The sequence below is a fragment of the Bacillus sp. 2B09 genome, assembly GCF_003946835.1.
Lineage (GTDB): Bacteria > Bacillota > Bacilli > Bacillales > Bacillaceae > Bacillus > Bacillus altitudinis.
This window is the reverse complement of the sequence record NZ_RPSG01000001.1, coordinates 288,919-310,252: the sequence shown is the minus strand read 5'-3', so window position 1 is coordinate 310,252 and position 21,334 is coordinate 288,919. Positions and strand designations below refer to the sequence as shown.

At 41.5% G+C, this 21,334-nt stretch carries 23 protein-coding genes; all 23 read left to right on the top strand.

Annotated elements, in window-relative coordinates:
• Positions 1–17 precede the first annotated feature (17 nt).
• The 23 genes from fapR to dprA all read left to right on the top strand — a co-directional run bounded on the left by fapR (position 18) and on the right by dprA (position 21,157).
• Positions 18–584 carry a transcription factor FapR gene (fapR, locus tag EBQ12_RS01570; RefSeq protein ID WP_017359102.1) on the top strand — a complete coding sequence of 189 codons (567 nt, stop codon included), beginning with the start codon at positions 18–20 and terminating at the stop codon, positions 582–584.
• 15 nt (positions 585–599) lie between these two features.
• The gene (plsX, locus tag EBQ12_RS01565; protein WP_017359101.1) at positions 600–1,598 is read left to right on the top strand and encodes a phosphate acyltransferase PlsX; all 999 of its coding nucleotides are present in this window, start codon (positions 600–602) and stop codon (positions 1,596–1,598) included.
• Between the two features lie 15 nt (positions 1,599–1,613).
• Positions 1,614–2,558 (top strand): ACP S-malonyltransferase, encoded by a 945-nt coding sequence (gene fabD / locus EBQ12_RS01560; RefSeq protein ID WP_125588890.1) that lies wholly within the window; start codon positions 1,614–1,616, stop codon positions 2,556–2,558.
• A complete protein-coding gene (gene fabG / locus EBQ12_RS01555) occupies positions 2,558–3,301 on the top strand; it encodes a 3-oxoacyl-[acyl-carrier-protein] reductase (RefSeq protein WP_008344855.1) in 744 nt (247 codons plus the stop codon). The genes fabD and fabG overlap by 1 nt, the downstream gene beginning before the upstream one ends.
• Before the next feature lie 81 nt (positions 3,302–3,382).
• Entirely contained in the window at positions 3,383–3,616 is a 234-nt protein-coding gene (gene acpP / locus EBQ12_RS01550) for an acyl carrier protein (RefSeq protein ID WP_003212028.1), read from the top strand.
• A gap of 184 nt (positions 3,617–3,800) precedes the next feature.
• Positions 3,801–4,544 carry a ribonuclease III gene (rnc, locus tag EBQ12_RS01545; protein ID WP_017367233.1) on the top strand — a complete coding sequence of 248 codons (744 nt, stop codon included), beginning with the start codon at positions 3,801–3,803 and terminating at the stop codon, positions 4,542–4,544.
• A 105-nt stretch (positions 4,545–4,649) separates the two neighbouring features.
• Entirely contained in the window at positions 4,650–8,210 is a 3,561-nt protein-coding gene (gene smc, locus EBQ12_RS01540) for a chromosome segregation protein SMC (protein WP_125588888.1), read from the top strand.
• 21 nt (positions 8,211–8,231) lie between these two features.
• The gene (gene ftsY, locus EBQ12_RS01535; RefSeq protein ID WP_113747342.1) at positions 8,232–9,218 is read left to right on the top strand and encodes a signal recognition particle-docking protein FtsY; all 987 of its coding nucleotides are present in this window, start codon (positions 8,232–8,234) and stop codon (positions 9,216–9,218) included.
• A gap of 344 nt (positions 9,219–9,562) precedes the next feature.
• Positions 9,563–9,895, top strand: a complete 333-nt coding sequence (locus EBQ12_RS01525) for a putative DNA-binding protein (protein ID WP_008344844.1) — start codon at positions 9,563–9,565, stop codon at positions 9,893–9,895.
• 13 nt (positions 9,896–9,908) lie between these two features.
• The gene (gene ffh / locus EBQ12_RS01520; RefSeq protein ID WP_008344842.1) at positions 9,909–11,252 is read left to right on the top strand and encodes a signal recognition particle protein; all 1,344 of its coding nucleotides are present in this window, start codon (positions 9,909–9,911) and stop codon (positions 11,250–11,252) included.
• Positions 11,253–11,357: 105 nt separating this feature from the next.
• Positions 11,358–11,630 (top strand): 30S ribosomal protein S16, encoded by a 273-nt coding sequence (rpsP, locus tag EBQ12_RS01515; RefSeq protein WP_125588886.1) that lies wholly within the window; start codon positions 11,358–11,360, stop codon positions 11,628–11,630.
• Positions 11,630–11,875, top strand: a complete 246-nt coding sequence (locus EBQ12_RS01510) for a KH domain-containing protein (protein ID WP_012009937.1) — start codon at positions 11,630–11,632, stop codon at positions 11,873–11,875. Before rpsP ends, EBQ12_RS01510 begins: the two co-directional genes overlap by 1 nt.
• 103 nt (positions 11,876–11,978) lie before the next feature.
• Positions 11,979–12,365, top strand: coding sequence for a YlqD family protein (locus tag EBQ12_RS01505; protein ID WP_008344839.1), 387 nt, complete (start codon positions 11,979–11,981; stop codon positions 12,363–12,365).
• A gap of 9 nt (positions 12,366–12,374) precedes the next feature.
• Entirely contained in the window at positions 12,375–12,899 is a 525-nt protein-coding gene (gene rimM, locus EBQ12_RS01500; protein WP_008344836.1) for a ribosome maturation factor RimM, read from the top strand.
• Positions 12,896–13,630 carry a tRNA (guanosine(37)-N1)-methyltransferase TrmD gene (trmD, locus tag EBQ12_RS01495; RefSeq protein ID WP_007499635.1) on the top strand — a complete coding sequence of 245 codons (735 nt, stop codon included), beginning with the start codon at positions 12,896–12,898 and terminating at the stop codon, positions 13,628–13,630. Before rimM ends, trmD begins: the two co-directional genes overlap by 4 nt.
• A 137-nt stretch (positions 13,631–13,767) precedes the next feature.
• Positions 13,768–14,115, top strand: a complete 348-nt coding sequence (gene rplS / locus EBQ12_RS01490) for a 50S ribosomal protein L19 (RefSeq protein WP_008344834.1) — start codon at positions 13,768–13,770, stop codon at positions 14,113–14,115.
• Positions 14,116–14,205: 90 nt separating this feature from the next.
• The gene (ylqF, locus tag EBQ12_RS01485) at positions 14,206–15,054 is read left to right on the top strand and encodes a ribosome biogenesis GTPase YlqF (protein ID WP_007499632.1); all 849 of its coding nucleotides are present in this window, start codon (positions 14,206–14,208) and stop codon (positions 15,052–15,054) included.
• A gap of 76 nt (positions 15,055–15,130) precedes the next feature.
• Positions 15,131–15,895, top strand: coding sequence for a ribonuclease HII (locus EBQ12_RS01480; protein ID WP_125588884.1), 765 nt, complete (start codon positions 15,131–15,133; stop codon positions 15,893–15,895).
• Between the two features lie 28 nt (positions 15,896–15,923).
• Positions 15,924–17,657: a glycosyltransferase gene (locus EBQ12_RS01475; protein WP_125588882.1), complete on the top strand. Its 1,734-nt coding sequence runs from the start codon at positions 15,924–15,926 to the stop codon at positions 17,655–17,657.
• A complete protein-coding gene (locus EBQ12_RS01470; protein WP_008344827.1) occupies positions 17,654–17,929 on the top strand; it encodes a FlhB-like flagellar biosynthesis protein in 276 nt (91 codons plus the stop codon). The genes EBQ12_RS01475 and EBQ12_RS01470 overlap by 4 nt, the downstream gene beginning before the upstream one ends.
• 176 nt (positions 17,930–18,105) lie before the next feature.
• Positions 18,106–19,266 (top strand): ADP-forming succinate--CoA ligase subunit beta, encoded by a 1,161-nt coding sequence (gene sucC, locus EBQ12_RS01465; protein WP_008344824.1) that lies wholly within the window; start codon positions 18,106–18,108, stop codon positions 19,264–19,266.
• Between the two features lie 22 nt (positions 19,267–19,288).
• Positions 19,289–20,191: a succinate--CoA ligase subunit alpha gene (gene sucD / locus EBQ12_RS01460; protein ID WP_007499624.1), complete on the top strand. Its 903-nt coding sequence runs from the start codon at positions 19,289–19,291 to the stop codon at positions 20,189–20,191.
• 63 nt (positions 20,192–20,254) lie between these two features.
• Positions 20,255–21,157, top strand: coding sequence for a DNA-processing protein DprA (gene dprA, locus EBQ12_RS01455; RefSeq protein WP_017367240.1), 903 nt, complete (start codon positions 20,255–20,257; stop codon positions 21,155–21,157).
• Positions 21,158–21,334 lie beyond the last annotated feature (177 nt).

Genomic DNA, 21,334 nt, shown 5'->3' with positions numbered 1-21,334 from the left:
ACGGATGGTGTCTGCATATGAAACTAAATAAAAAAGAACGACAAAAGCTTCTCCAGCAAACGATCAGCTCGACTCCGTTCATTACTGATGAAGAATTGGCAAGTAAATTCGGTGTAAGCATTCAAACGGTTCGTCTTGACCGTTTGGAGCTATCAATCCCTGAATTACGCGAACGAATTAAGCACGTGGCCGAAAAGACATTAGAGGATGAAGTGAAGTCTCTTCCGCTGGATGAAGTCATTGGAGAAATGATTGATGTAGAGCTTGATGATCAAGCGATTTCCATTTTTGAAGTGAGAAAAGAGCATGTATTCAGCCGTAACCAAATTGCCAGGGGACATCATCTTTTTGCCCAGGCAAATTCGCTGGCAGTAGCCGTCATCGACGATGAACTGGCTTTGACAGCAAAAGCAAATATTAAGTTTACAAGGCAGGTCAAACAAGGCGAAAGAGTCGTCTCAAAAGCCAAAGTTGCCTCACATGATAAAGAAAAAGGCAGAACCGTAGTTGAAGTAAACAGCTATGTAGGTGAGGAAGTTGTCTTCTCAGGCGATTTCGTCATGTATCGCTCAAAACAAAAGTAAAAGGTGGCACATAACATGAGAATTGCAGTCGATGCAATGGGGGGAGATCATGCCCCTAAAGCCATTATTGACGGTGTGCAAAAAAGCTTAGAAGCATTTTCAGATATCGAGATTACACTAGTCGGCGATGAAAGCAAGATCAAATCATACATAACAAATCATGAACGCATCACGATCTTAGATGCAAAAGAAGTCATTGAACCAACGGATGAGCCAGTGCGTGCAGTGAGACGTAAAAAGGATTCTTCTATGGTGAAAATGGCGCAGGAAGTTTCAGAAGGAAGAGCAGATGCCTGTATTTCAGCTGGAAATACTGGGGCACTCATGACAGCAGGCCTGTTTATCGTAGGCAGAATTGATGGCATTGACAGACCAGCACTTGCTCCGACGTTGCCAACACTTGATGGCAGCGGGTTCTTATTATTGGATGTCGGCGCAAACGTTGATGCAAAGCCAGAGCATCTTGTGCAATATGCCATGATGGGATCTATTTACGCAGAGCATGTCTTCCCGAAGAGCAATCCACGCGTTGGACTTTTAAATGTCGGGACAGAAGATAAAAAAGGCAACGATTTAACGAAAAAAACCTTTGAATTATTAAAAGCATCAGATTTGAATTTCGTAGGAAATGTAGAATCGCGTGACTTATTAGAGGGTGTAGCTGATGTCGTTGTCACAGATGGTTTCACGGGGAATATCGCCCTTAAAACGATCGAAGGCACAGCTCTTTCTGTTTTTAAAATGCTGAAAGAAACCTTAACATCCAGCTTCACAGCTAAAATAGCAGCAGGTATGATGAAGCCAAAATTAATGCAGATGAAATCTAAAATGGATTACTCCGAATATGGTGGTGCCGCATTATTTGGTTTAAAAGCGCCCGTTATTAAAGCGCATGGATCCTCTGATGAAAATGCGATTTTTCATGCCATTCGTCAGGCGCGCGACATCGTTAAAAAAGACGTTTCAGCTATCATTCATCAAGAAGTTCAAAAAGAAGACACGAATGAGTCGTAATGGAGGTAGAGTAGCATGAGTAAAATTGCTTTTTTATTCCCAGGCCAAGGCTCTCAAAAAATTGGCATGGGAAAAGATTTATTTGACCAAGAAGCAGCATCTAAAGCTGTGTTTGAAGAAGCAGATCAGACCCTTGGTTTTGATTTATCTTCAATGATTTTTGAAGGAGATGCAGAAGAACTGACGCTGACATATAATGCACAGCCAGCTCTTTTAACGACAAGCATCGCGATCTTAAAGAAGTTTGAAGAGAGCGGAATCAAAGCAGATTATGCAGCAGGGCACAGCCTGGGTGAATATACAGCCCTTGTTGCAGCGGGAGCTCTTTCGTTTAATGATGCCGTTTTCGCAGTGAGAAAGCGCGGCGAATTAATGAATGAAGCCGTTCCAGCAGGAGAAGGCGCAATGGCGGCGATTCTTGGCTTAGACCAAGCGGCGCTTGTAGAAGTGACAAAAGAAGTGACAGAAAGCGGTCATCTTGTAGAACTAGCGAACTTAAACTGTCCGGGGCAAATCGTCATCTCTGGTACAGCAAAAGGTGTGGAACTTGCATCAGAGAAAGCGAAAGAAAAGGGCGCAAAACGTGCAATTCCACTTGAAGTGAGTGGACCTTTCCATTCTGCATTAATGAAACCAGCAGCTGAAAAATTCACAGATGTATTATCTAAATTAGACATTTCTGATGCCGCGACGCCAGTCATTTCAAATGTAACAGCAGACATCGTGACATCACGTAATGAAATTGAAACGAAGCTGATTGAACAATTGTATTCTCCTGTTCGATTTGAAGAAAGTGTAGAACGCCTGATTGACTTAGGCGTGACAACATTTATTGAAATTGGTCCTGGTAAAGTGCTCTCAGGTCTTGTGAAAAAAGTCAATCGCCGCCTGACGACCATTTCCGTATCAGATCAAGAAACAATTGAAGCAGCCATTCAAACACTCAAGGGGGATTCTTGATGCTTACAAATAAAACAGCCGTTGTCACAGGTGCATCTCGCGGTATTGGTCGTTCGATTGCGATCGATTTGGCGAAAAAAGGTGCCAATGTTGTGGTGAACTACTCAGGCAACGAAGCAAAAGCAAATGAAGTCGTCGATGAAATCAAAGCACTTGGCCAGCAGGCTTTTGCTGTCAAAGCGGATGTGTCAAATGCAGAAGAAGTACAGGCATTAATGAAACAAGCCGTTGATACATTTGGTTCAATCGACATTCTTGTGAATAATGCTGGAATTACAAAGGACAACCTGCTCATGAGAATGAAAGAAAATGAATGGGATGATGTCATTAACATAAACTTAAAAGGTGTCTTCAACTGTACAAAAGCTGTGACACGTCAAATGATGAAACAGCGCAGCGGAAGAATCATCAATGTAGCATCTGTTGTCGGCGTTTGCGGAAACCCTGGACAAGCAAACTACGTTGCAGCAAAAGCTGGTGTGATCGGATTAACGAAAACAACAGCGAAAGAGCTGGCCAGCCGTCATATTACAGTCAATGCCGTAGCACCAGGCTTTATTTCTACTGATATGACAGACAAGCTTGATGAGAATGTTCAAACAGAAATGCTGAAGCAAATCCCGCTCGCACGCTTTGGTGCGCCTGAAGATATAAGCAACGTTGTTGTCTTTTTAGCTTCAGAAGGAGCAGGTTATATTACAGGCCAAACCATCCAAGTGGATGGCGGAATGGTTATGTCCTAAGAAATATCAAAATTTCGTTACGTTTTCTCTAGTTTTTTAAAAACGAATCAACTATAATACTTTGAGGGGAGGTGAAAGGCAATGGCAGACGTATTAGAGCGTGTATCAAAAATTATTGTAGACCGCCTTGGCGTTGATGAGGCTGACGTGAAAATGGAAGCTTCATTTAAAGAAGATTTAGGCGCTGATTCCCTTGATGTAGTTGAGCTAGTTATGGAACTTGAAGATGAGTTCGATATGGAAATTTCTGACGAAGATGCTGAAAAAATTGCAACAGTCGGTGACGCTGTGAACTACATAAATAGCCAGCAATAAGCGTAACAAAGTCCCGTCTATTTTCATGGCGGGACTTTGAAAATTTATGTTAGTTTCAACATATTCAGCTGATCAATTGTCAGCCTTTTTCAGATGCTAAGGAGCACGGTTTCCTTGCATGTAGAAAGAGAGACTCCATATAATCAGTATCCTTAAAGGCGATGACGCCTACCTGGAGGTTGCTATGCCAAAACACTATAAAGACAAACAGAAACAGAGCAAAAAACTAGAGCAATTCAGAGAATTTCAGCAGCGCATTTCTGTACACTTTAAAAATGAAAAACTACTCTATCAAGCCTTTACACATTCCTCTTATGTGAATGAGCATCGAAAAAAACCTTATGAGGATAATGAAAGACTTGAATTTTTAGGGGACGCTGTTTTAGAATTGACGATCTCACAGTTCTTATTTGCAAAGTATCCAGCCATGAGCGAGGGAGATTTAACAAAACTGAGAGCGGCGATCGTATGTGAGCCATCACTTGTGTCATTAGCACATGAGCTGTCCTTCGGAGACCTTGTTCTTTTAGGAAAAGGGGAAGAAATGACAGGCGGCAGAAAGCGTCCGGCACTCTTAGCAGATGTATTTGAGGCGTTTATCGGAGCGCTTTATTTAGATCAAGGACTTGAGCCTGTTGAACGATTCCTAGAAGCCTATGTGTACCCAAAAATTAATGACGGGGCATTCTCACATGTCATGGACTTTAAAAGCCAGCTTCAAGAATTTGTTCAGCGAGATGGAAAAGGTGTACTTGAATACCGAATCCTGCATGAAAAAGGCCCAGCACATAACCGGGAATTTGAAGCCAATGTATCCCTTAGAGGAGAAGTGCTCGGAATTGGAAATGGCCGTTCAAAAAAAGAAGCGGAACAGCATGCTGCACAGGAAGCACTTGCTAAATTACAGAAACATCATATGAACCAATAAAATCCCCCTCGTGATTCAGGGGGATTTCACTCTGTTTTCCATCATCTTTTTTCAGTTCATATGGTAAGATAATAGTACTTTAAATACATAAGGAGGATCACTCTCATGTTCCTCAAACGTTTAGACGTGATAGGATTCAAATCTTTCGCACAGCGGGTGACTGTAGACTTTGTCAAAGGGGTTACAGCTGTTGTTGGACCAAACGGAAGCGGCAAAAGTAATATTACTGATGCGATCCGCTGGGTACTTGGAGAGCAATCAGCAAAAAGTCTCCGCGGAGGAAAAATGGAAGACATCATTTTTGCAGGAAGTGACTCAAGAAAACGAGTCAACTTAGCAGAAGTGACATTAACGCTCGATAACGAAGATCACTTTTTGCCGATCGATTTTCACGAAGTCAGTGTGACAAGAAGAGTCTATCGTTCTGGAGAAAGTGAATTTCTCATTAACAATCAATCTGTCCGCTTAAAGGATATTATTGATCTTTTCATGGATTCAGGTCTTGGAAAAGAAGCTTTTTCGATCATCAGCCAAGGTAAGGTAGAAGAGATTCTATCGAGTAAAGCTGAAGAAAGACGTAGCATCTTTGAAGAAGCAGCTGGTGTCCTGAAATATAAAACAAGAAAGAAAAAAGCCGAGAATAAACTGTTTGAAACGCAGGACAACTTAAACCGGGTAGAAGATATTCTGCATGAACTAGAAGATCAAGTAGAACCACTAAGAATGCAGGCATCTATCGCAAAAGACTATCTGCAAAAGAAAGAAGAACTTGAAAATGTAGAAATTGCTCTCACCGTCCATGATATTGAAGCACTACACAAAAAATGGACAACACTTGGAGAAGCTGTCGAGCGGTTCAAACAAGATGAAATGAAGCAGTCCACAGACATTCAAGCGAAGGAAGCCAAAATCGAAGAATCGAGAGACCGTATTCAGGCGCTTGACGATTCGATTCATGACCTTCAAGAAGTCCTCCTTTTCACAAGTGAAGAACTAGAAAAGCTTGAAGGGAAAAAAGAAGTTCTAAAAGAACGAAAAAAAAATGCGGCCGCTAACCAAGGGCAGCTAGAAGACACGCTCGTGCGTTTAACCGAAAAACAGTCGTTATTAACGGAAAAGATTGAAAAGCAGAAAGTCACACGTGACAGCCTGCAAACAGAAGTGCAGCAGCTAAAAGATGAAGTGAAAACAAAACAACATCAGCTGTCTCTTCATAGTGAAGATGTGGAAGGGCAAATTGAACAGCTAAAAAGCGATTATTTTGACCTATTAAACGAGCAAGCTTCTATCCGAAACGAACGTAAATTACTAGAAGAACAGCAGCGCCAAGCAGCCTTGCAGCTAGAGCGGTTAACGCAAAATAATCAGAAACATATCGAAGAACGGGTATCTGTGAAGGAAAAGAAAACAGAAGCCGAGAAGCAACTTTCAGAACGAGAAGAAGACATTTTGGCTCAGGTGAAACGCTTTAGAGAAGCGGAACAAAAGCTAGAACAGATGAAACGTCAATACGAGAAAAAAGAAACGGCTCTTTACCAAGCCTATCAATATGTACAGCAGGCAAAATCTAAAAAAGAAATGCTTGAATCCATGCAGGAAGACTTCTCAGGATTTTTCCAAGGAGTGAAAGAGGTTTTAAAGGCAAAGGACCGGTTAGGTGGTATTCACGGGGCGATTGCAGAGCTAATTCAAACAGAGCAGCAACATGAAACAGCGATTGAAATTGCACTTGGCGCAGCCACGCAGCATGTCGTTACTGAAAATGAAGCGGCTGCCAGACAGGCCATTGGATACTTAAAGCAGCATTCCTTTGGGCGTGCGACCTTCCTGCCGATGAACGTCATCAAAGAACGAACCATTCAGTTCAGAGATATTCAAATAGCTGAGCAGCATGACGCATTTATCGGCGTAGCGAGTCAGCTCGTTTCCTTTGATGAAAAGTATGAAAAAGTCATTCAGAATTTGCTTGGAACAGTCCTAATCGTGAAAGACTTAAAAGGTGCCAATGAGCTAGCGAAAATGCTTGGACATCGTTATCGCATCGTGACCCTTGATGGGGACGTGGTGAACCCAGGCGGTTCAATGACTGGGGGAGGCGTAAAGAAAAAGAACAATTCCCTCCTCTCCAGAAACCGAGAGATTGAAACATTAACAAAGCAGCTCGTTGACATGCAAGAAAAAACAACGATCCTTGAAAAAGAAACAAAAGAAACGAAGCAATCGATTGCCGAAAGCGAAGTCCAATTAAATGAATTGCGTCAGCGCGGCGAAATGCTTCGAGAAAAGCAGCAAGAGTTAAAAGGGACATTATATGAACTGCAAGTAGCTGAAAAAAATATTAACGCTCATCTAGAGCTCTATGATCAAGAAAAAGCAGAGTTGCAGCAGCGCTCTAGCGAACTTGCGAGCAAGGATAAAGAGCAGGCAGCCCTTGAAACATCTATAGGTGAGAAACTGACCTCTCTTGACGAAGAGATCAACACGTTAACAAAACGGAAGCAGACCCAAAGCTCAACGAAAGAAACCATTTCTTCCGAATTAACAGAGCTGAAAATCTCGCTTGCCAAAAAAGAGCAGTCTTTAGCAAATGAACAAGAAAAACTGTCGAGCTTAACGGCTGAATTAGAAGAGGCTGAAAAGACGCTGACGGAAACAAAAGAAGATTTGTCCCTCTTAACAAGTGAAATGTCATCCAGCTCAAGCGGCGCCGAACAACTGGAAGAAGCGGCAAAAGAGAAACTGGAACATAAAAACAAAACGACAGCGCTTATCTCAGAGCGACGCAAACAGCGCCTGGCTCTTTCTGAAACATTAGAATTCGCTGAACGTGAACTGAAAGAGCAAAAACGCCTGTATAAACAGCTCACGACAAGCTTAAAAGATGAAGAAATCAAGCTTGGCCGCATGGAAGTTGAACTTGATAACCTCATCAACTATTTAAACGAAGAGTATGCCCTTTCGTTTGAAGGAGCAAAAGAAATGTATCATCTGACGCTATCGCCGGATGAAGCAAGAAAACGCGTGAAATTGATCAAACTAGCCATTGAAGAGCTTGGAACAGTGAACTTAGGCAGCATTGACGAGTATGAACGTGTGAATGAACGTTTTCTCTTCTTAACTGAACAGCGCAATGATCTGACAGAAGCGAAAAATACGTTATTCCAAGTCATTGAAGAAATGGATCAGGAGATGACGAAACGTTTCTCTGAGACATTCTCTCAAATCCGCGGGCATTTTGAATCTGTTTTCCAAGCATTATTTGGCGGAGGAAGAGCAGATCTTAAGTTGACAGATCCAAACGATTTACTAAACTCAGGTGTCGATATTGTGGCGCAGCCGCCGGGGAAAAAGCTGCAAAATCTAAGCCTGCTTTCAGGCGGAGAAAGAGCATTAACAGCCATCGCTTTATTATTCTCGATCTTAAAAGTGAGACCAGTTCCATTCTGTGTGCTAGATGAGGTAGAAGCGGCACTTGATGAAGCGAATGTGTTCCGCTTTGCTCAGTATTTAAAGAAATACAGCCAAGAAACACAGTTCATTGTGATTACACACCGAAAAGGAACCATGGAAGAAGCAGATGTTCTGTACGGTGTCACGATGCAGGAGTCGGGTGTCTCAAAACTAGTATCTGTCAAACTAGAGGAAACAAAAGAGCTTGTCCAGTAATTAAAGGAGGTTTTTGAACCCATGAGCTTTTTTAAGAAATTAAAAGAAAAATTTACGCAGCAAACCGATTCAGTATCAGAAAAGTTTAAAGATGGACTTGAAAAAACGAGAAATTCGTTTCAGGGAAAAGTAAATGAACTCATTTCTCGCTATCGTAAAGTGGATGAAGACTTTTTTGAAGAACTAGAAGAAGTGTTAATCGGTGCGGATGTCGGTTTCACGACTGTGATGGAACTGATTGATGAGCTGAAAAAAGAAGTGAAATTAAGAAACATTCAAGACCCAAGTGAAGTACAAGCAGTCATCTCTGAAAAACTCGTGGAGATTTACAATAGTGGTGAGGAACAAATCTCTGAACTGAACATTGAAGACGGCCGTTTAAATATTATTTTATTCGTAGGCGTGAACGGTGTCGGTAAAACCACCACCATTGGTAAGCTGGCAAACAAGCTAAAAAATGAAGGGAGATCCGTCATTTTAGCAGCAGGTGATACGTTCCGTGCGGGGGCGATTGAGCAGCTTGAAGTATGGGGCGAGCGCTCTGGTGTTCCTGTCGTTAAACAAACAGCAGGCTCTGACCCGGCAGCGGTCATCTATGATGCCGTTCAATCAGCTAAAGCCAAAAAAGCAGATGTCTTGATCTGTGATACAGCAGGCAGACTGCAAAACAAAGTCAACTTGATGAAAGAGCTAGAGAAGGTCAAGAGAGTCATTGAACGCGAAGTGCCCGATGCACCGCACGAAGTACTGCTTGCCCTTGATGCGACAACGGGTCAAAATGCGATGGCGCAAGCGAAGGAATTTTCTAAAGCAACAAACGTGACAGGTATCGCTTTAACAAAGCTTGACGGTACTGCAAAAGGCGGGATTGTTCTTGCCATTCGCAATGAGCTCAACATCCCTGTAAAACTTGTCGGACTAGGTGAAAAAGTAGACGATCTGCAAGAGTTCGATGCTGAATCGTATGTGTACGGATTATTCTCAGACATGATTGATCAAGAAGACTAATCAAAAAGCCGGCAAAACTGCCGGCATTCAGTGTGTAGACAAACCCTCGCATTCTTTGTCAGTCCTGCGTGCCGGTGCTCACGAATGATAAATTCGCTCCGCGCCAGTACTCGTCCTTCCTAGGGCTGCAAAGGTTTTCTATCACGCTGAAAAAGAAGACAAAGGGCTAAAATCAAGTTCATTTTAGCCCTTTGTCAACAATCTGGGGATGCCGGCAAAATTGCCGGCATTTTTATTTATATATCGCCGCAGGAAGTGACAAGATAAAAACTTGACACATAGATCAGAACCGTGTAAACTTAGTTGTTGTAAAGGGAATGAACTTAACAAAGGGGAGAGAGCCCATGACGCTTGAAAAGACAACGAGAATGAACTACTTGTTTGATTTCTATCAATCGTTGTTGACCGCAAAACAAAAGAGCTACATGTCGCTTTACTACCTAGACGATTTTTCCCTCGGTGAAATTGCGGATGAATATGAAGTATCAAGACAGGCTGTTTATGATAATATTAAACGGACTGAAGCGATGCTTGAACAATATGAAGAAAAGCTGCTCTTGTTTAAGAAATTTAAAGAGCGTAAAGAACTTCTCACAAAAATGAGAGAGCTTGTAGCAGATTCCGCGCAAAAGGAAGAAGCAGAAGCTTTAATTGAATCGCTTGAGAAATTAGATTAGGAGGCGGCACAGTATGGCATTTGAAGGATTAGCCGACCGACTGCAGCAGACGATTTCAAAAATCCGCGGCAAAGGAAAAGTGTCAGAGCAAGATGTAAAAGAAATGATGCGCGAGGTACGCCTTGCCCTTCTTGAAGCTGACGTCAATTTTAAAGTAGTCAAAGACTTTGTGAAAAAAGTAAGCGAGCGGGCAGTTGGACAAGAGGTCATGCAAAGTCTTACCCCAGGACAACAGGTCATTAAAGTTGTAAAAGAAGAACTCACTGAATTAATGGGCGGGGAAGAGAGTAAAATCGCTGTAGCGAAAAAATCTCCAACTGTCATTATGATGGTTGGTCTTCAAGGGGCAGGTAAAACGACCACAACTGGAAAGCTTGCCAACTTACTTCGCAAAAAACATAATCGCAAGCCGATGATGGTGGCCGCTGATATTTACAGACCAGCAGCGATCCAGCAGCTTCAAACGCTTGGAAAACAGCTTGATATGCCCGTATTCTCATTAGGTGATCAAGTTAGTCCTGTCGAAATTGCCAAACAGGCAATTGAAAAAGCGAAAGAAGAACATCATGATTATGTCATTTTAGATACAGCAGGACGTCTTCATATTGATGAAGACTTAATGGATGAACTTCAGAAAGTAAAAGAAGTCGCAAATCCAGAAGAGATTTTCCTCGTTGTTGACTCGATGACTGGTCAAGATGCTGTCAATGTCGCAAAAAGCTTTAATGAACAGCTTGGTTTAACAGGTGTCGTTCTGACAAAACTAGACGGTGATACGCGAGGCGGGGCAGCACTTTCAATTCGTGCAGTCACAAATACGCCGATTAAATTCGCCGCACTAGGTGAAAAGCTTGATGCAATTGAACCATTCCATCCAGAGCGGATGGCATCGAGAATTCTTGGCATGGGAGATGTGCTCACGCTTATTGAAAAAGCACAAGCAAACGTTGACCAAGATAAAGCGAAAGAGCTTGAACAAAAAATGCGGACAATGAGCTTCACGCTCGATGATTTCCTCGAGCAGCTTGGGCAGGTTCGCAACATGGGTCCACTTGATGAACTGATCCAAATGATGCCGGGAGCCGGTAAAATGAAAGGGCTCAAAAACGTCCAAGTAGACGAAAAGCAGCTCAATCACATCGAAGCGATCATTAAATCAATGACGACCGAAGAAAAAGAACAGCCAGAGGTCATCAATGCAAGCCGCAGAAAACGGATTGCAAAAGGAAGCGGAACATCTGTACAGGAAGTCAATCGCCTTTTAAAACAATTTGACGAAATGAAAAAGATGATGAAGCAAATGACCAATATGTCCAAAGGAAAGAAAAAAGGCGGCTTTAAATTACCATTTATGTAATTGGTTATACATGATAAAACCGTTGTTAAGAAAAAACACTTTACAAACCCTTTTATCATTGTTAATATACTATCTTGTTGAAATATTTTCGGAGGTGCTAGTAAAATGGCAGTAAAAATTCGTTTAAAACGTATGGGAGCAAAAAAATCTCCTTTCTATCGTATTGTTGTAGCAGATTCTCGTTCACCACGTGACGGTCGTTTCATCGAAACAGTTGGAACATACAATCCAGTGTTATCACCAGCTGAGGTGAAAATCAACGAAGAATTAGCGCTTAAATGGCTTCAAAATGGTGCGAAACCATCTGATACAGTTCGTAACCTTTTCTCAAGCCAAGGAATTCTTGAAAAATTTCATAATGCGAAAAACAGCAAATAATGAATGAGCTGTCCTTGGAAGAATTGATTGTGTCCATCGTCGAGCCACTTGTTGATTTCCCTGAAGATATTCACGTATCTTCATTAGAAAAAGATGAGCAGGTCATTTACACACTGTCTGTCAATGCTGAAGATACCGGAAAAGTGATCGGAAAGCAGGGACGTACAGCTAAAGCGATACGAACAGTCATGTTTGCAGCAAGTGCAGAGTCTTCTAAGAAAGTTCAACTTGAGATTGCTGACTAAAAAGGGAGAGGGCTTAGGACCTCCCCTTTTTTTACACGTTTAAATCTATTTTTCGTTATACTGTAGAGGACAAATGCCTTCGGATAGGGGGACAAAAAGGAAGATGCAGATCATTCAACATGTCACCGTCATGCAAGTATTAACTGAAAGCAGTAAGGACAAACTGTTAACGACTTTTTTGGAGAAAAAAGAAAGACTAGAACGTGAGTGCAATCAACTATATTTTCAACTCAAAAAGCATGAAAAAGAACCACATCAGCAAGAAGCCATCCCTCAATTTCAAAAAGCCATTGAAAAAAGACAAGAGAAAATGAGGCAAATTGATTTTCAAGTCGAGCAGCTGCATATCTTGCCTCTTGGCAGTGAAATGAAAGAAACAGAAGTGGATGCGCTGATTGAAGTAAAAATAGGTGATAAATGGGATGACAAAATGCAAGACAATGTCATCGTCGTGAAAGACGGCACCATTGTGGAAATACGTCAGGGGTGATTAAAGAACATGGAACTAGAATGGTTGAATGTCGGAAAGATCGTCAATACACATGGAGTGCGCGGAGAAGTACGTGTTGTGTCAAAGACTGATTTCCCAGAAGAACGCTACAAAAAAGGCAGCGTCCTTTATATTTTCAAACAAAATCAAAAAGAACCGCTAAAAGTGACTGTCGCATCACATAGACAGCACAAACAATTTGATTTACTGACATTTGAAGAAGTCGGCTCGTTAAATGAAGCTGAGCAATTAAAAGAGTCGATTTTAAAAGTAGAAAAAGAACATCTTGGTTCATTAGATGAAGGGGAATTCTATTTCCACGAAATCATCGGCTGTGAAGTATATGATGAAGAGGACAAACTGATTGGTCAAATCAAAGAAGTTTTAACGCCAGGGGCAAATGATGTATGGGTGGTTGGAAGAAAAGGCAAAAAAGATGCCCTCATCCCTTATATTCCATCTGTCGTCAAAACAGTTGATATTTCATCCAAGAAAGTACACATTGAAGTGATGGAAGGACTCATTGACGAATGAAAATTGACTTTTTAACACTGTTTCCTGAAATGTTTGAAGGAGTGCTTCACTCATCGATCTTAAAAAAAGCTCAGGAAAAAGATGCGGTCTCATTTGATGTCGTGAATTTTAGGGAGTATTCTGATCATAAACATAAAACAGTGGATGACTATCCGTATGGCGGCGGTGCTGGCATGGTTCTGAAAGCACAGCCTGTATTTGATGCGGTAGAAGATTTAACGAAAAAAGCAAACAAGAAGCCCCGCATTATTCTTGTCTGTCCTCAAGGAGAAAGATATACACAAAAGAAAGCAGAAGAGCTTGCAAAAGAAGAGCATCTTATGTTCATTTGCGGCCACTATGAAGGCTACGATGAGCGCATCAGGGAGCATCTTGTCACAGATGAAATCTCAATCGGGGATTTCGTTCTCACAGGCGGAGAGCTGCCAGCGATGATGATTGCAGACAGTGTGGTCAGGCTTTTGCCTCATGTGCTTGGAAAAGAAGCGTCTCATATCGAAGATTCATTTAGTACAGGTCTGCTTGAGCATCCGCACTATACAAGACCAGCTGATTATAAAGGATTGAAAGTACCAGATGTGCTTCTCTCTGGAAATCATGCCAAAATTGAAGAGTGGCGGCGTAAAGAATCGTTGAAGCGAACCTATACAAGACGGCCAGATTTGATCGATTCTTGCAAAACATTAACGGATGAAGAAAAAAGATGGCTTTGGCAGCTTCATAATGACTAGATTGTATTGCACAAGGTATACAGGTGTGGTATGATACTACTTGTGACTTGGACGGCTTGCCGATTCAAGTTTGAAAACGATGTTCCGCTGCAATGAAGAAAGAGGACATGAGCATCTGTTGGAAGGAGTTGAAAACGATGCAACAATTGATTGAAGAAATCACAAAAGAACAATTACGCACTGATCTTCCTGCGTTCCGTCCTGGTGACACTTTACGTGTACACGTGAAAGTTGTCGAGGGTACTCGTGAGCGTATCCAGATCTTTGAAGGTGTTGTAATTAAGCGTCGTGGTGGTGGAATCAGCGAAACTTTCACAGTTCGTAAGATCTCTTACGGTGTAGGCGTTGAGCGTACATTCCCTGTACACACACCAAAAATCGCTAAGATCGAAGTTGTACGTCACGGTAAGGTACGTCGTGCGAAACTTTACTACCTACGTGAACTTCGCGGTAAAGCGGCTCGTATCAAAGAAATCAGACGATAATGATATCAAAAGAAAGAGCTTGTTACCTGTAACAGGCTCTTTTTTTGTACAATGTATAGAGACAACCGTTAGAAGAGAGAAGGTGCACATATGACAATTCAATGGTTTCCAGGCCATATGGCAAAAGCAAGACGGGAAGTCACAGAAAAATTAAAGCTCATCGACATCGTATTTGAATTAACCGATGCAAGAATTCCGATGTCCTCTAGAAACCCAATGATTGAAGAAATCCTCCAAAACAAACCGAAAATTATGCTTTTGAACAAAGCAGATAAAGCAGATCCTCGTATGACAAAAGAGTGGCAGGCACACTTTGAAGCGCAAGGTGTACGGTCACTTGCCATTAATTCTGTCGATGGACAAGGGTTAAATCAAATCATTACGACATCAAAAGAAATCTTAAAAGAAAAGTTCGATCGAATGAAAGCAAAAGGTGTTAAGCCGCGTGCCATTCGAGCTTTGATTATCGGAATTCCCAATGTCGGCAAATCAACGCTGATCAATCGGTTGGCAAAGAAAAATATTGCGAAAACAGGAGATCGACCTGGTATTACGACGTCACAGCAATGGGTAAAGGTAGGAAAAGAACTTGAACTGCTCGATACCCCCGGAATTCTCTGGCCGAAATTTGAAGATGAACAAGTAGGTCTTAGGCTGGCCGTCACTGGAGCGATTAAAGACTCAATCATCAACTTGCAGGATGTCGCAGTGTATGCGCTCCGCTTTTTAGAAGAGCACTATCCAGAGCGGTTAAAAAAACGCTATGATTTAGCAGAAATACCTGAAGATACAGTTGAGCTGTTTGATGCCATTGGCACAAAACGCGGCTGTCTGATGAGTGGAGGATTCATTAATTACGACAAAACGACCGAAATCATTATTCGGGATATTCGAACGGAAAAATTTGGTCCCCTCACTTTTGAGAAGCCTGAAAGCTAAAAGACACGCAGCTCATGCGGGTCTTTATTTTTTGCGAAAAACTGCCGATATAAAGAAGGAGGCTGCGGAAAAGCCAATGTACACGGTCAAACAAATAAAAGAATTAATAGAACAACATGCTGACGACGAGTCATACATTCGTGAACTATTGAAAGACGATACAAGAAAAAGTGTCCAGAAACTGATGGGCAAATGGAACAAAGAGAGAGAAAAGCAGCAAGAACTACGTGCAGCATGGAAGCAAATGCTGCAATTTGAAACCAAAGCAAGAGCGCAAGGATACACTTGTATTGCAGGCATAGATGAAGCAGGAAGAGGACCACTGGCTGGCCCAGTTGTTGCGGCAGCTGTGATATTAAAAGAAGATACCGTCCTACTCGGTTTAAATGATTCAAAACAGCTATCTGAGAAAAAAAGAATGACCTATTATGAGCTCATTCAAAAGGAAGCACTCGACATCGGCATCGGCATTGTTGATGCGGCAACGATTGACGAAATGAATATATACGAAGCATCAAGACTGGCGATGGTGAAGGCTGTAAAGCAGCTCACTCACACACCTGATTATCTACTCATAGATGCGATGACGCTCCCGCTTCCTACTCAACAGGAGAATATCATCAAAGGAGATGCTAAAAGCGCATCCATCGCAGCTGGTGCATGTATTGCCAAAGTGACAAGGGACAAAATGATGGAAGAGTATGGACGCCAGTACCCTGAGTATCAATTTGAAAAACATAAAGGGTATGGAACGAAAGAGCACCTGGCTGCCATTCAAACACATGGCGCCACACCTATCCACCGGTTATCATTTGCACCAGTGAAATCTGTTATTTCATAAATATTTTGACACAAGGAGGCTGCCTGTGATGACAAGAGTTGAAGATATACATACTGCACTGAATAGTCGGCTGAATACGGCAGAATCTGTTCCGCTTAACACGGAAGGAAAGGAAAATATTCACCGGCTCATTCTCGGCAAAGTACTGAAAATGCTCGGGGATGATACAGCACTTGTTCAAATAGGTTCGACCAAAATCAAAGCGCAGCTAGCGGCTCAGCTAAAAGCCGATTCTTTCTACTGGTTCCAATTAGAACAAGAAGGTGGAGGCAGTCTGAGTAAATTAAGACCTGTTCAGCAATTTGACCAAGATCCTAAAACATTAAAGGCTGCCGCAGCTAAACTACTAGAAGGTCTGTCGCTTAAAAATGGACTTGAACAAATGTTAACAGCTACAGCCTTTTTAAAAGAAAAACCGGTCATCAACGAAGCAGAGTTAAAAACGGCAGTAAAATGGATTGAACAACTTCAAGGCGCGGATATCAAAAAAGGTCTGCAAGCACTTCTTTTTGCTTTAAAGAAAGATTTGCCGATTCAGCAAGGAGTGCTCCAATCAATATTAGCGATGAAATCCCCCTCTGCACTTCATCAGGATGTGACAGCACTGCTAGATCGATTAACACAGCTTCCGAAGCAATCAGAAGCCACACAGGCTCTTACACAGGCCGTTCGTACGGTTGTAAATGCTGAGACAACTGTTCATGCAGAAAAGCTCTTATCGGTGCTTCTAGGAGCAAAAGAAGGTCAAACGAAGCAAGGAGAAAGCTTGCAGCAGATGCAGCCTCATGTCAATCCGGCTCAGCAAACAAAGCAGAGCCAGCCCGCCGCTATACAAGGGCGACAGGTGGATACAGTGAATCAGAACAGTGTGCAGCAATTATTAAGTCCAAAACAGCTCCCGCTTCAGCAAATAGAACGCATTCTGACAAGCATCACAAAGCAAGGCACAGACGGACAGCAGCAGCTTGATGTAAAACAACTCACATCACTGGTTCAAGCAGTCCAGCAGGCAGGGCCACAGGCTGACGCAAAGGCAGCCGTGCTTCAAAAGGAATTTCCGTTTCTTTCAAAAACAGAGGCGAACGCATTGGCAAAGGTCATTCAGCAGACTGAACCAGCATTAAGCAATAAAACCGATGTACTCGATTTACTGATGACGATGAAAAAAGCGATAGGTGTACGAGATGAAATTGGGATGCTGAAATTACTGGAAAAGGGCAGCCAAGATGTCAAAAGCCAAGAGCTTCACCAATTAAAGATGGTTTTAAATGATGCAAGGCAAGCTGATGTTCCGGAACCCGTAAAAAAAGAAATGGATCAATTATTCCATAGATTAAATGGGCAGTTACTAGTGCATCAGGAAAACCAAACAGTTAGTCAAATGATGGTTTCTTACCCGCTTTTCTCAAAACATAGTGTTCAAGATTTAACCTTTATTCTAAAAGGGCATAAGAAAAAAGATGGCTTTATTGATATTTCTCAGTGCCGTTTAATGTTTTATTTAAACATGGAGAACTTAGAAGAAACGTTAATAGACTGTACGATTCAGCAAAAAGTGATGTCAATTACAGTCGAGACGGCTCACGAACTTCAAGGGACCATTAATCCAATGATTCCAGCTGTTCGAGAGAATTTAAATGCCCTAGGGTATAGTTTAACGGGGATTACAGCGAAAAAGAGAGAAGAGCCAATTGATCCGTCTGACTTTCTAGATGAACACTTTCATAAAATCAGCGAGAAAGGGCTGGACTTACGAGTATGAAAGATTCAAAACCGCTTAGAAGAGCGGTCGCTCTACACTATGATGAAGAAAAACAAAAAGCGCCAAAAGTCGTTGCAACAGGCAGCGGCTATGTGGCTGATCATATTATTGAAGAAGCTCAAAAAGCTGGCGTCCCTATCCAAGAAGACCGTAATTTAGTAGAACTGATGCGCCACTTAACGCTCGATGAGGAAATCCCAGAAGCGTTATACGATACTGTAGCAGAAATATTTTCATTTATCTATCGGTTGGATCAAAAAATGAAAAAATAAGGTAAAATAAGTGTTTTGACTGAAAAATTTATATTTTTAATAAAATAAAAGTTTGAATGTTTAGAAGGATTTTACGATTTTACATAGAACCCTAGACATTCTCTTTTTTATTCTTTAAAATGAAAGCGCAGTCTATTTTATAATTTTTGTTTCTACATATGTTGGGAGGATGGGAAATGAATATCCATGAGTACCAAGGAAAAGAAATCCTAAGAAAATATGGGGTTTCAGTTCCAAATGGTAAAGTAGCATTTACACCTGATGAAGCAGTGAAAGCATCAGAAGAGCTAGGAAGCTCTGTATATGTCGTAAAAGCACAGATTCATGCAGGCGGCCGTGGTAAAGCAGGTGGGGTAAAAATTGCAAAAACAAAAGATGAAGTGAAAGGGTTTGCAGAGGAATTGCTCGGCAAGACACTTGTCACACATCAAACAGGGCCTGAAGGGCGCGAAATAAAACGCTTACTTATTGAAGAAGGCTGCGATATTCAAAAAGAGTACTATGTAGGACTCGTTTTGGATAGAGCGACATCAAGAATTGTTTTGATGGCTTCTGAAGAAGGCGGTACTGAAATTGAAGAAGTAGCAGAAAAAACGCCAGAAAAAATCGTGAAAGTGGTCATCGACCCAGCGATTGGTCTCCAAGCCTATCAGGCGAGAGAAGTTGCGTTTAAAATTAATATTCCAACAAAATTAGTTGGTCAAGCTGTTAAGTTTATGACAAGCCTTTACAATGCGTTTATTGAAAAGGATTGTTCAATTGCCGAGATAAATCCTCTTGTTGTAACAGGTGATGGAAAAGTCATGGCACTTGATGCAAAATTAAACTTTGATAGCAATGCCTTATATAGACAAAAAGATATATTAGAATACCGTGACCTTGATGAAGAAGATCCAAAAGAGATTGAAGCATCTAAATATGACCTAAGCTACATTTCTCTAGATGGGAATATTGGCTGTATGGTGAATGGAGCAGGCCTTGCGATGTCTACAATGGATATCATCAAGCATTACGGCGGGGACCCTGCAAACTTCCTTGATGTTGGCGGCGGTGCAACTGCTGAAAAAGTAACGGAAGCATTTAAAATCATCTTATCTGATCAAAATGTCAAAGGGATTTTCGTGAACATTTTTGGCGGCATCATGAAATGTGATGTCATCGCAGAAGGTGTTGTTGAAGCGACGAAACAAGTCGGCTTAACATTACCACTCGTTGTACGTCTTGAAGGAACAAACGTTGAATTAGGGAAGAAAATCCTGAGTGATTCAGGCTTAAATATCACTTCTGCTGAGTCTATGGCTGACGGGGCAGAAAAGATCGTATCTTTAGTCAAGTAGAGCAGAAAGGCAGGGAACCTAAATGAGTGTATTTATTAATAAAAATACGAGAGTAATTGTTCAGGGGATTACCGGTTCAACCGCATTATTCCATACAAAACAAATGATTGAGTATGGAACAAATATCGTTGGCGGTGTCACACCTGGAAAAGGTGGAACTGAAGTAGAGGGAGTTCCTGTATTTAATACTGTATCTGAAGCAGTACAGACAACTGGAGCAAATGCTTCTGTTATCTATGTACCAGCACCATTTGCAGCAGACGCCATTTTAGAGGCTGTTGATGCAGAAGTGGATCTAGTGATTTGTATCACAGAACACATTCCAGTTCTGGATATGGTTAAAGTGAAACGCTATATGGAAGGTAAGAAGACAAGACTTGTTGGACCGAACTGTCCTGGCGTGATTACACCTGAAGAATGTAAAATTGGCATCATGCCTGGCTACATTCATAAAAAAGGTCATGTTGGTGTTGTGTCTCGTTCTGGAACGCTTACATATGAAGCGGTACATCAGCTTTCAGAGGCTGGAGTTGGTCAATCAACAGCTGTAGGAATTGGCGGAGACCCTGTCAATGGCACGAACTTTATTGATGTATTAAAAGCCTTCAATGAAGATCCTGAAACGCATGCTGTGATCATGATTGGTGAAATCGGTGGTACTGCTGAAGAAGAAGCAGCTGAATGGGTAAAAGCAAATATGACCAAGCCGGTTGTTGGCTTTATTGGCGGTAAAACAGCGCCTCCAGGAAAACGTATGGGACATGCTGGAGCCATTATTTCTGGTGGTAAAGGAACTGCTGATGAAAAAGTAAAAACAATGCGTGAATGTGGAATTGAAGTGGCAGAGACACCATCTGTCATGGGAGAAACCTTAATTAAAGTGTTAAAAGAGAAGAATCTCTTCGAAGCTTGTAAAACGCATTAATGACACAAGAAGACTTGTTCTTTGACAAGTCTTCTTCTTTCTATCTTAAACTGGAGGAATGGTATGTACAACGTGTCCGAAAGAATGATTTTTCACCGCTTAAAAGGCCTCATCTCACCCTCTTTGTTAACAAAATGGTGGAAAGTCGATCCTGAGCTATATATAAATGAAGAAACACATCATTTCAAACAGGATCGATCATTACAAAAGATCGACTTTACCCGCTTACAACAAGCTGAAGAAAATGAATTCCCCATTTTTCAACACATCGTTCAAGCCTATTTAAAGCAAAATATTCACATGATTCCCATCACATCACCTTTATATCCCAGCTCACTAAAACACATTTATGATCCTCCCCCAGTATTATTCCTAAAAGGAAACGTTACCTATTTAAATGAAGAAAAAAGTTTAGGTGTAGTAGGTACACGAGTGCCATCCTCTTATGGAGAAGCGTGCGTGAAGAAAATTGTTGGAGAACTTGTAGAGGAAGATTGGATGATTGTGAGCGGTTTAGCAAAAGGAATTGATGGACTTGCACACAAAGAGTGCATAAGAAAAAAAGGAAAAACGATTGGTGTTGTAGCTGGCGGCTTTCAACATGTATATCCAAAAGAACATGTGCAAATGGCTCAATATATGGGAGAACATCATTTACTGTTGTCAGAGCACCCGCCTTATATCAAACCAGAAAAATGGCATTTTCCAATGAGAAACCGATTAATTAGTGCCCTGACAAGAGGAACCATCGTGGTCCAGTGCAAAGAAAAGAGCGGTTCGCTTATTACAGCCTACCAGGCATTAGAGCAAGGAAAAGAAGTGTTTGCTGTTGCAGGATCGATCTTTGATTCTAATTCTATAGGTCCAGCTAGATTGATTCAGCAAGGTGCCAAGCTTGTTCATTCAACGAAGGATATTTTAGAGGAATTCTCCTTGAGCGGTGTTCAATATACTGAACTCACATAAAAATATCGTTTGACAAAAGACATCGGAATATTTAATAATAGTGAGGATTTAAGTTTACACTTTGTTTTTCGTGTTTATAATGATGTTCATCATAAAGAATTTTTAACGATTGCCTGTTAAATAGGTGCAATTAACATAAATATAAATTTGTGAAATGGATAAAGAGAGAACACCTCT

Bases quoted from the DNA above. Each gene is read 5' to 3' on its own strand.
- EBQ12_RS01505 (WP_008344839.1), top strand. From the start codon at position 11,979: ATGCAGATCATTCAACATGTCACCGTCATGCAAGTATTAACTGAAAGC.
- EBQ12_RS01510 (WP_012009937.1), top strand. From the start codon at position 11,630: ATGAATGAGCTGTCCTTGGAAGAATTGATTGTGTCCATCGTCGAGCCA.
- EBQ12_RS01475 (WP_125588882.1), top strand. From the start codon at position 15,924: ATGACAAGAGTTGAAGATATACATACTGCACTGAATAGTCGGCTGAAT.
- plsX (WP_017359101.1), top strand. From the start codon at position 600: ATGAGAATTGCAGTCGATGCAATGGGGGGAGATCATGCCCCTAAAGCC.
- sucD (WP_007499624.1), top strand. From the start codon at position 19,289: ATGAGTGTATTTATTAATAAAAATACGAGAGTAATTGTTCAGGGGATT.
- rpsP (WP_125588886.1), top strand. From the start codon at position 11,358: ATGGCAGTAAAAATTCGTTTAAAACGTATGGGAGCAAAAAAATCTCCT.
- fabD (WP_125588890.1), top strand. From the start codon at position 1,614: ATGAGTAAAATTGCTTTTTTATTCCCAGGCCAAGGCTCTCAAAAAATT.
- rplS (WP_008344834.1), top strand. From the start codon at position 13,768: ATGCAACAATTGATTGAAGAAATCACAAAAGAACAATTACGCACTGAT.
- fabG (WP_008344855.1), top strand. From the start codon at position 2,558: ATGCTTACAAATAAAACAGCCGTTGTCACAGGTGCATCTCGCGGTATT.
- acpP (WP_003212028.1), top strand. From the start codon at position 3,383: ATGGCAGACGTATTAGAGCGTGTATCAAAAATTATTGTAGACCGCCTT.
- EBQ12_RS01480 (WP_125588884.1), top strand. From the start codon at position 15,131: ATGTACACGGTCAAACAAATAAAAGAATTAATAGAACAACATGCTGAC.
- trmD (WP_007499635.1), top strand. From the start codon at position 12,896: ATGAAAATTGACTTTTTAACACTGTTTCCTGAAATGTTTGAAGGAGTG.
- ylqF (WP_007499632.1), top strand. From the start codon at position 14,206: ATGACAATTCAATGGTTTCCAGGCCATATGGCAAAAGCAAGACGGGAA.
- smc (WP_125588888.1), top strand. From the start codon at position 4,650: ATGTTCCTCAAACGTTTAGACGTGATAGGATTCAAATCTTTCGCACAG.
- sucC (WP_008344824.1), top strand. From the start codon at position 18,106: ATGAATATCCATGAGTACCAAGGAAAAGAAATCCTAAGAAAATATGGG.
- fapR (WP_017359102.1), top strand. From the start codon at position 18: ATGAAACTAAATAAAAAAGAACGACAAAAGCTTCTCCAGCAAACGATC.
- ffh (WP_008344842.1), top strand. From the start codon at position 9,909: ATGGCATTTGAAGGATTAGCCGACCGACTGCAGCAGACGATTTCAAAA.
- ftsY (WP_113747342.1), top strand. From the start codon at position 8,232: ATGAGCTTTTTTAAGAAATTAAAAGAAAAATTTACGCAGCAAACCGAT.
- rimM (WP_008344836.1), top strand. From the start codon at position 12,375: ATGGAACTAGAATGGTTGAATGTCGGAAAGATCGTCAATACACATGGA.
- EBQ12_RS01525 (WP_008344844.1), top strand. From the start codon at position 9,563: ATGACGCTTGAAAAGACAACGAGAATGAACTACTTGTTTGATTTCTAT.
- EBQ12_RS01470 (WP_008344827.1), top strand. From the start codon at position 17,654: ATGAAAGATTCAAAACCGCTTAGAAGAGCGGTCGCTCTACACTATGAT.
- dprA (WP_017367240.1), top strand. From the start codon at position 20,255: ATGTACAACGTGTCCGAAAGAATGATTTTTCACCGCTTAAAAGGCCTC.
- rnc (WP_017367233.1), top strand. From the start codon at position 3,801: ATGCCAAAACACTATAAAGACAAACAGAAACAGAGCAAAAAACTAGAG.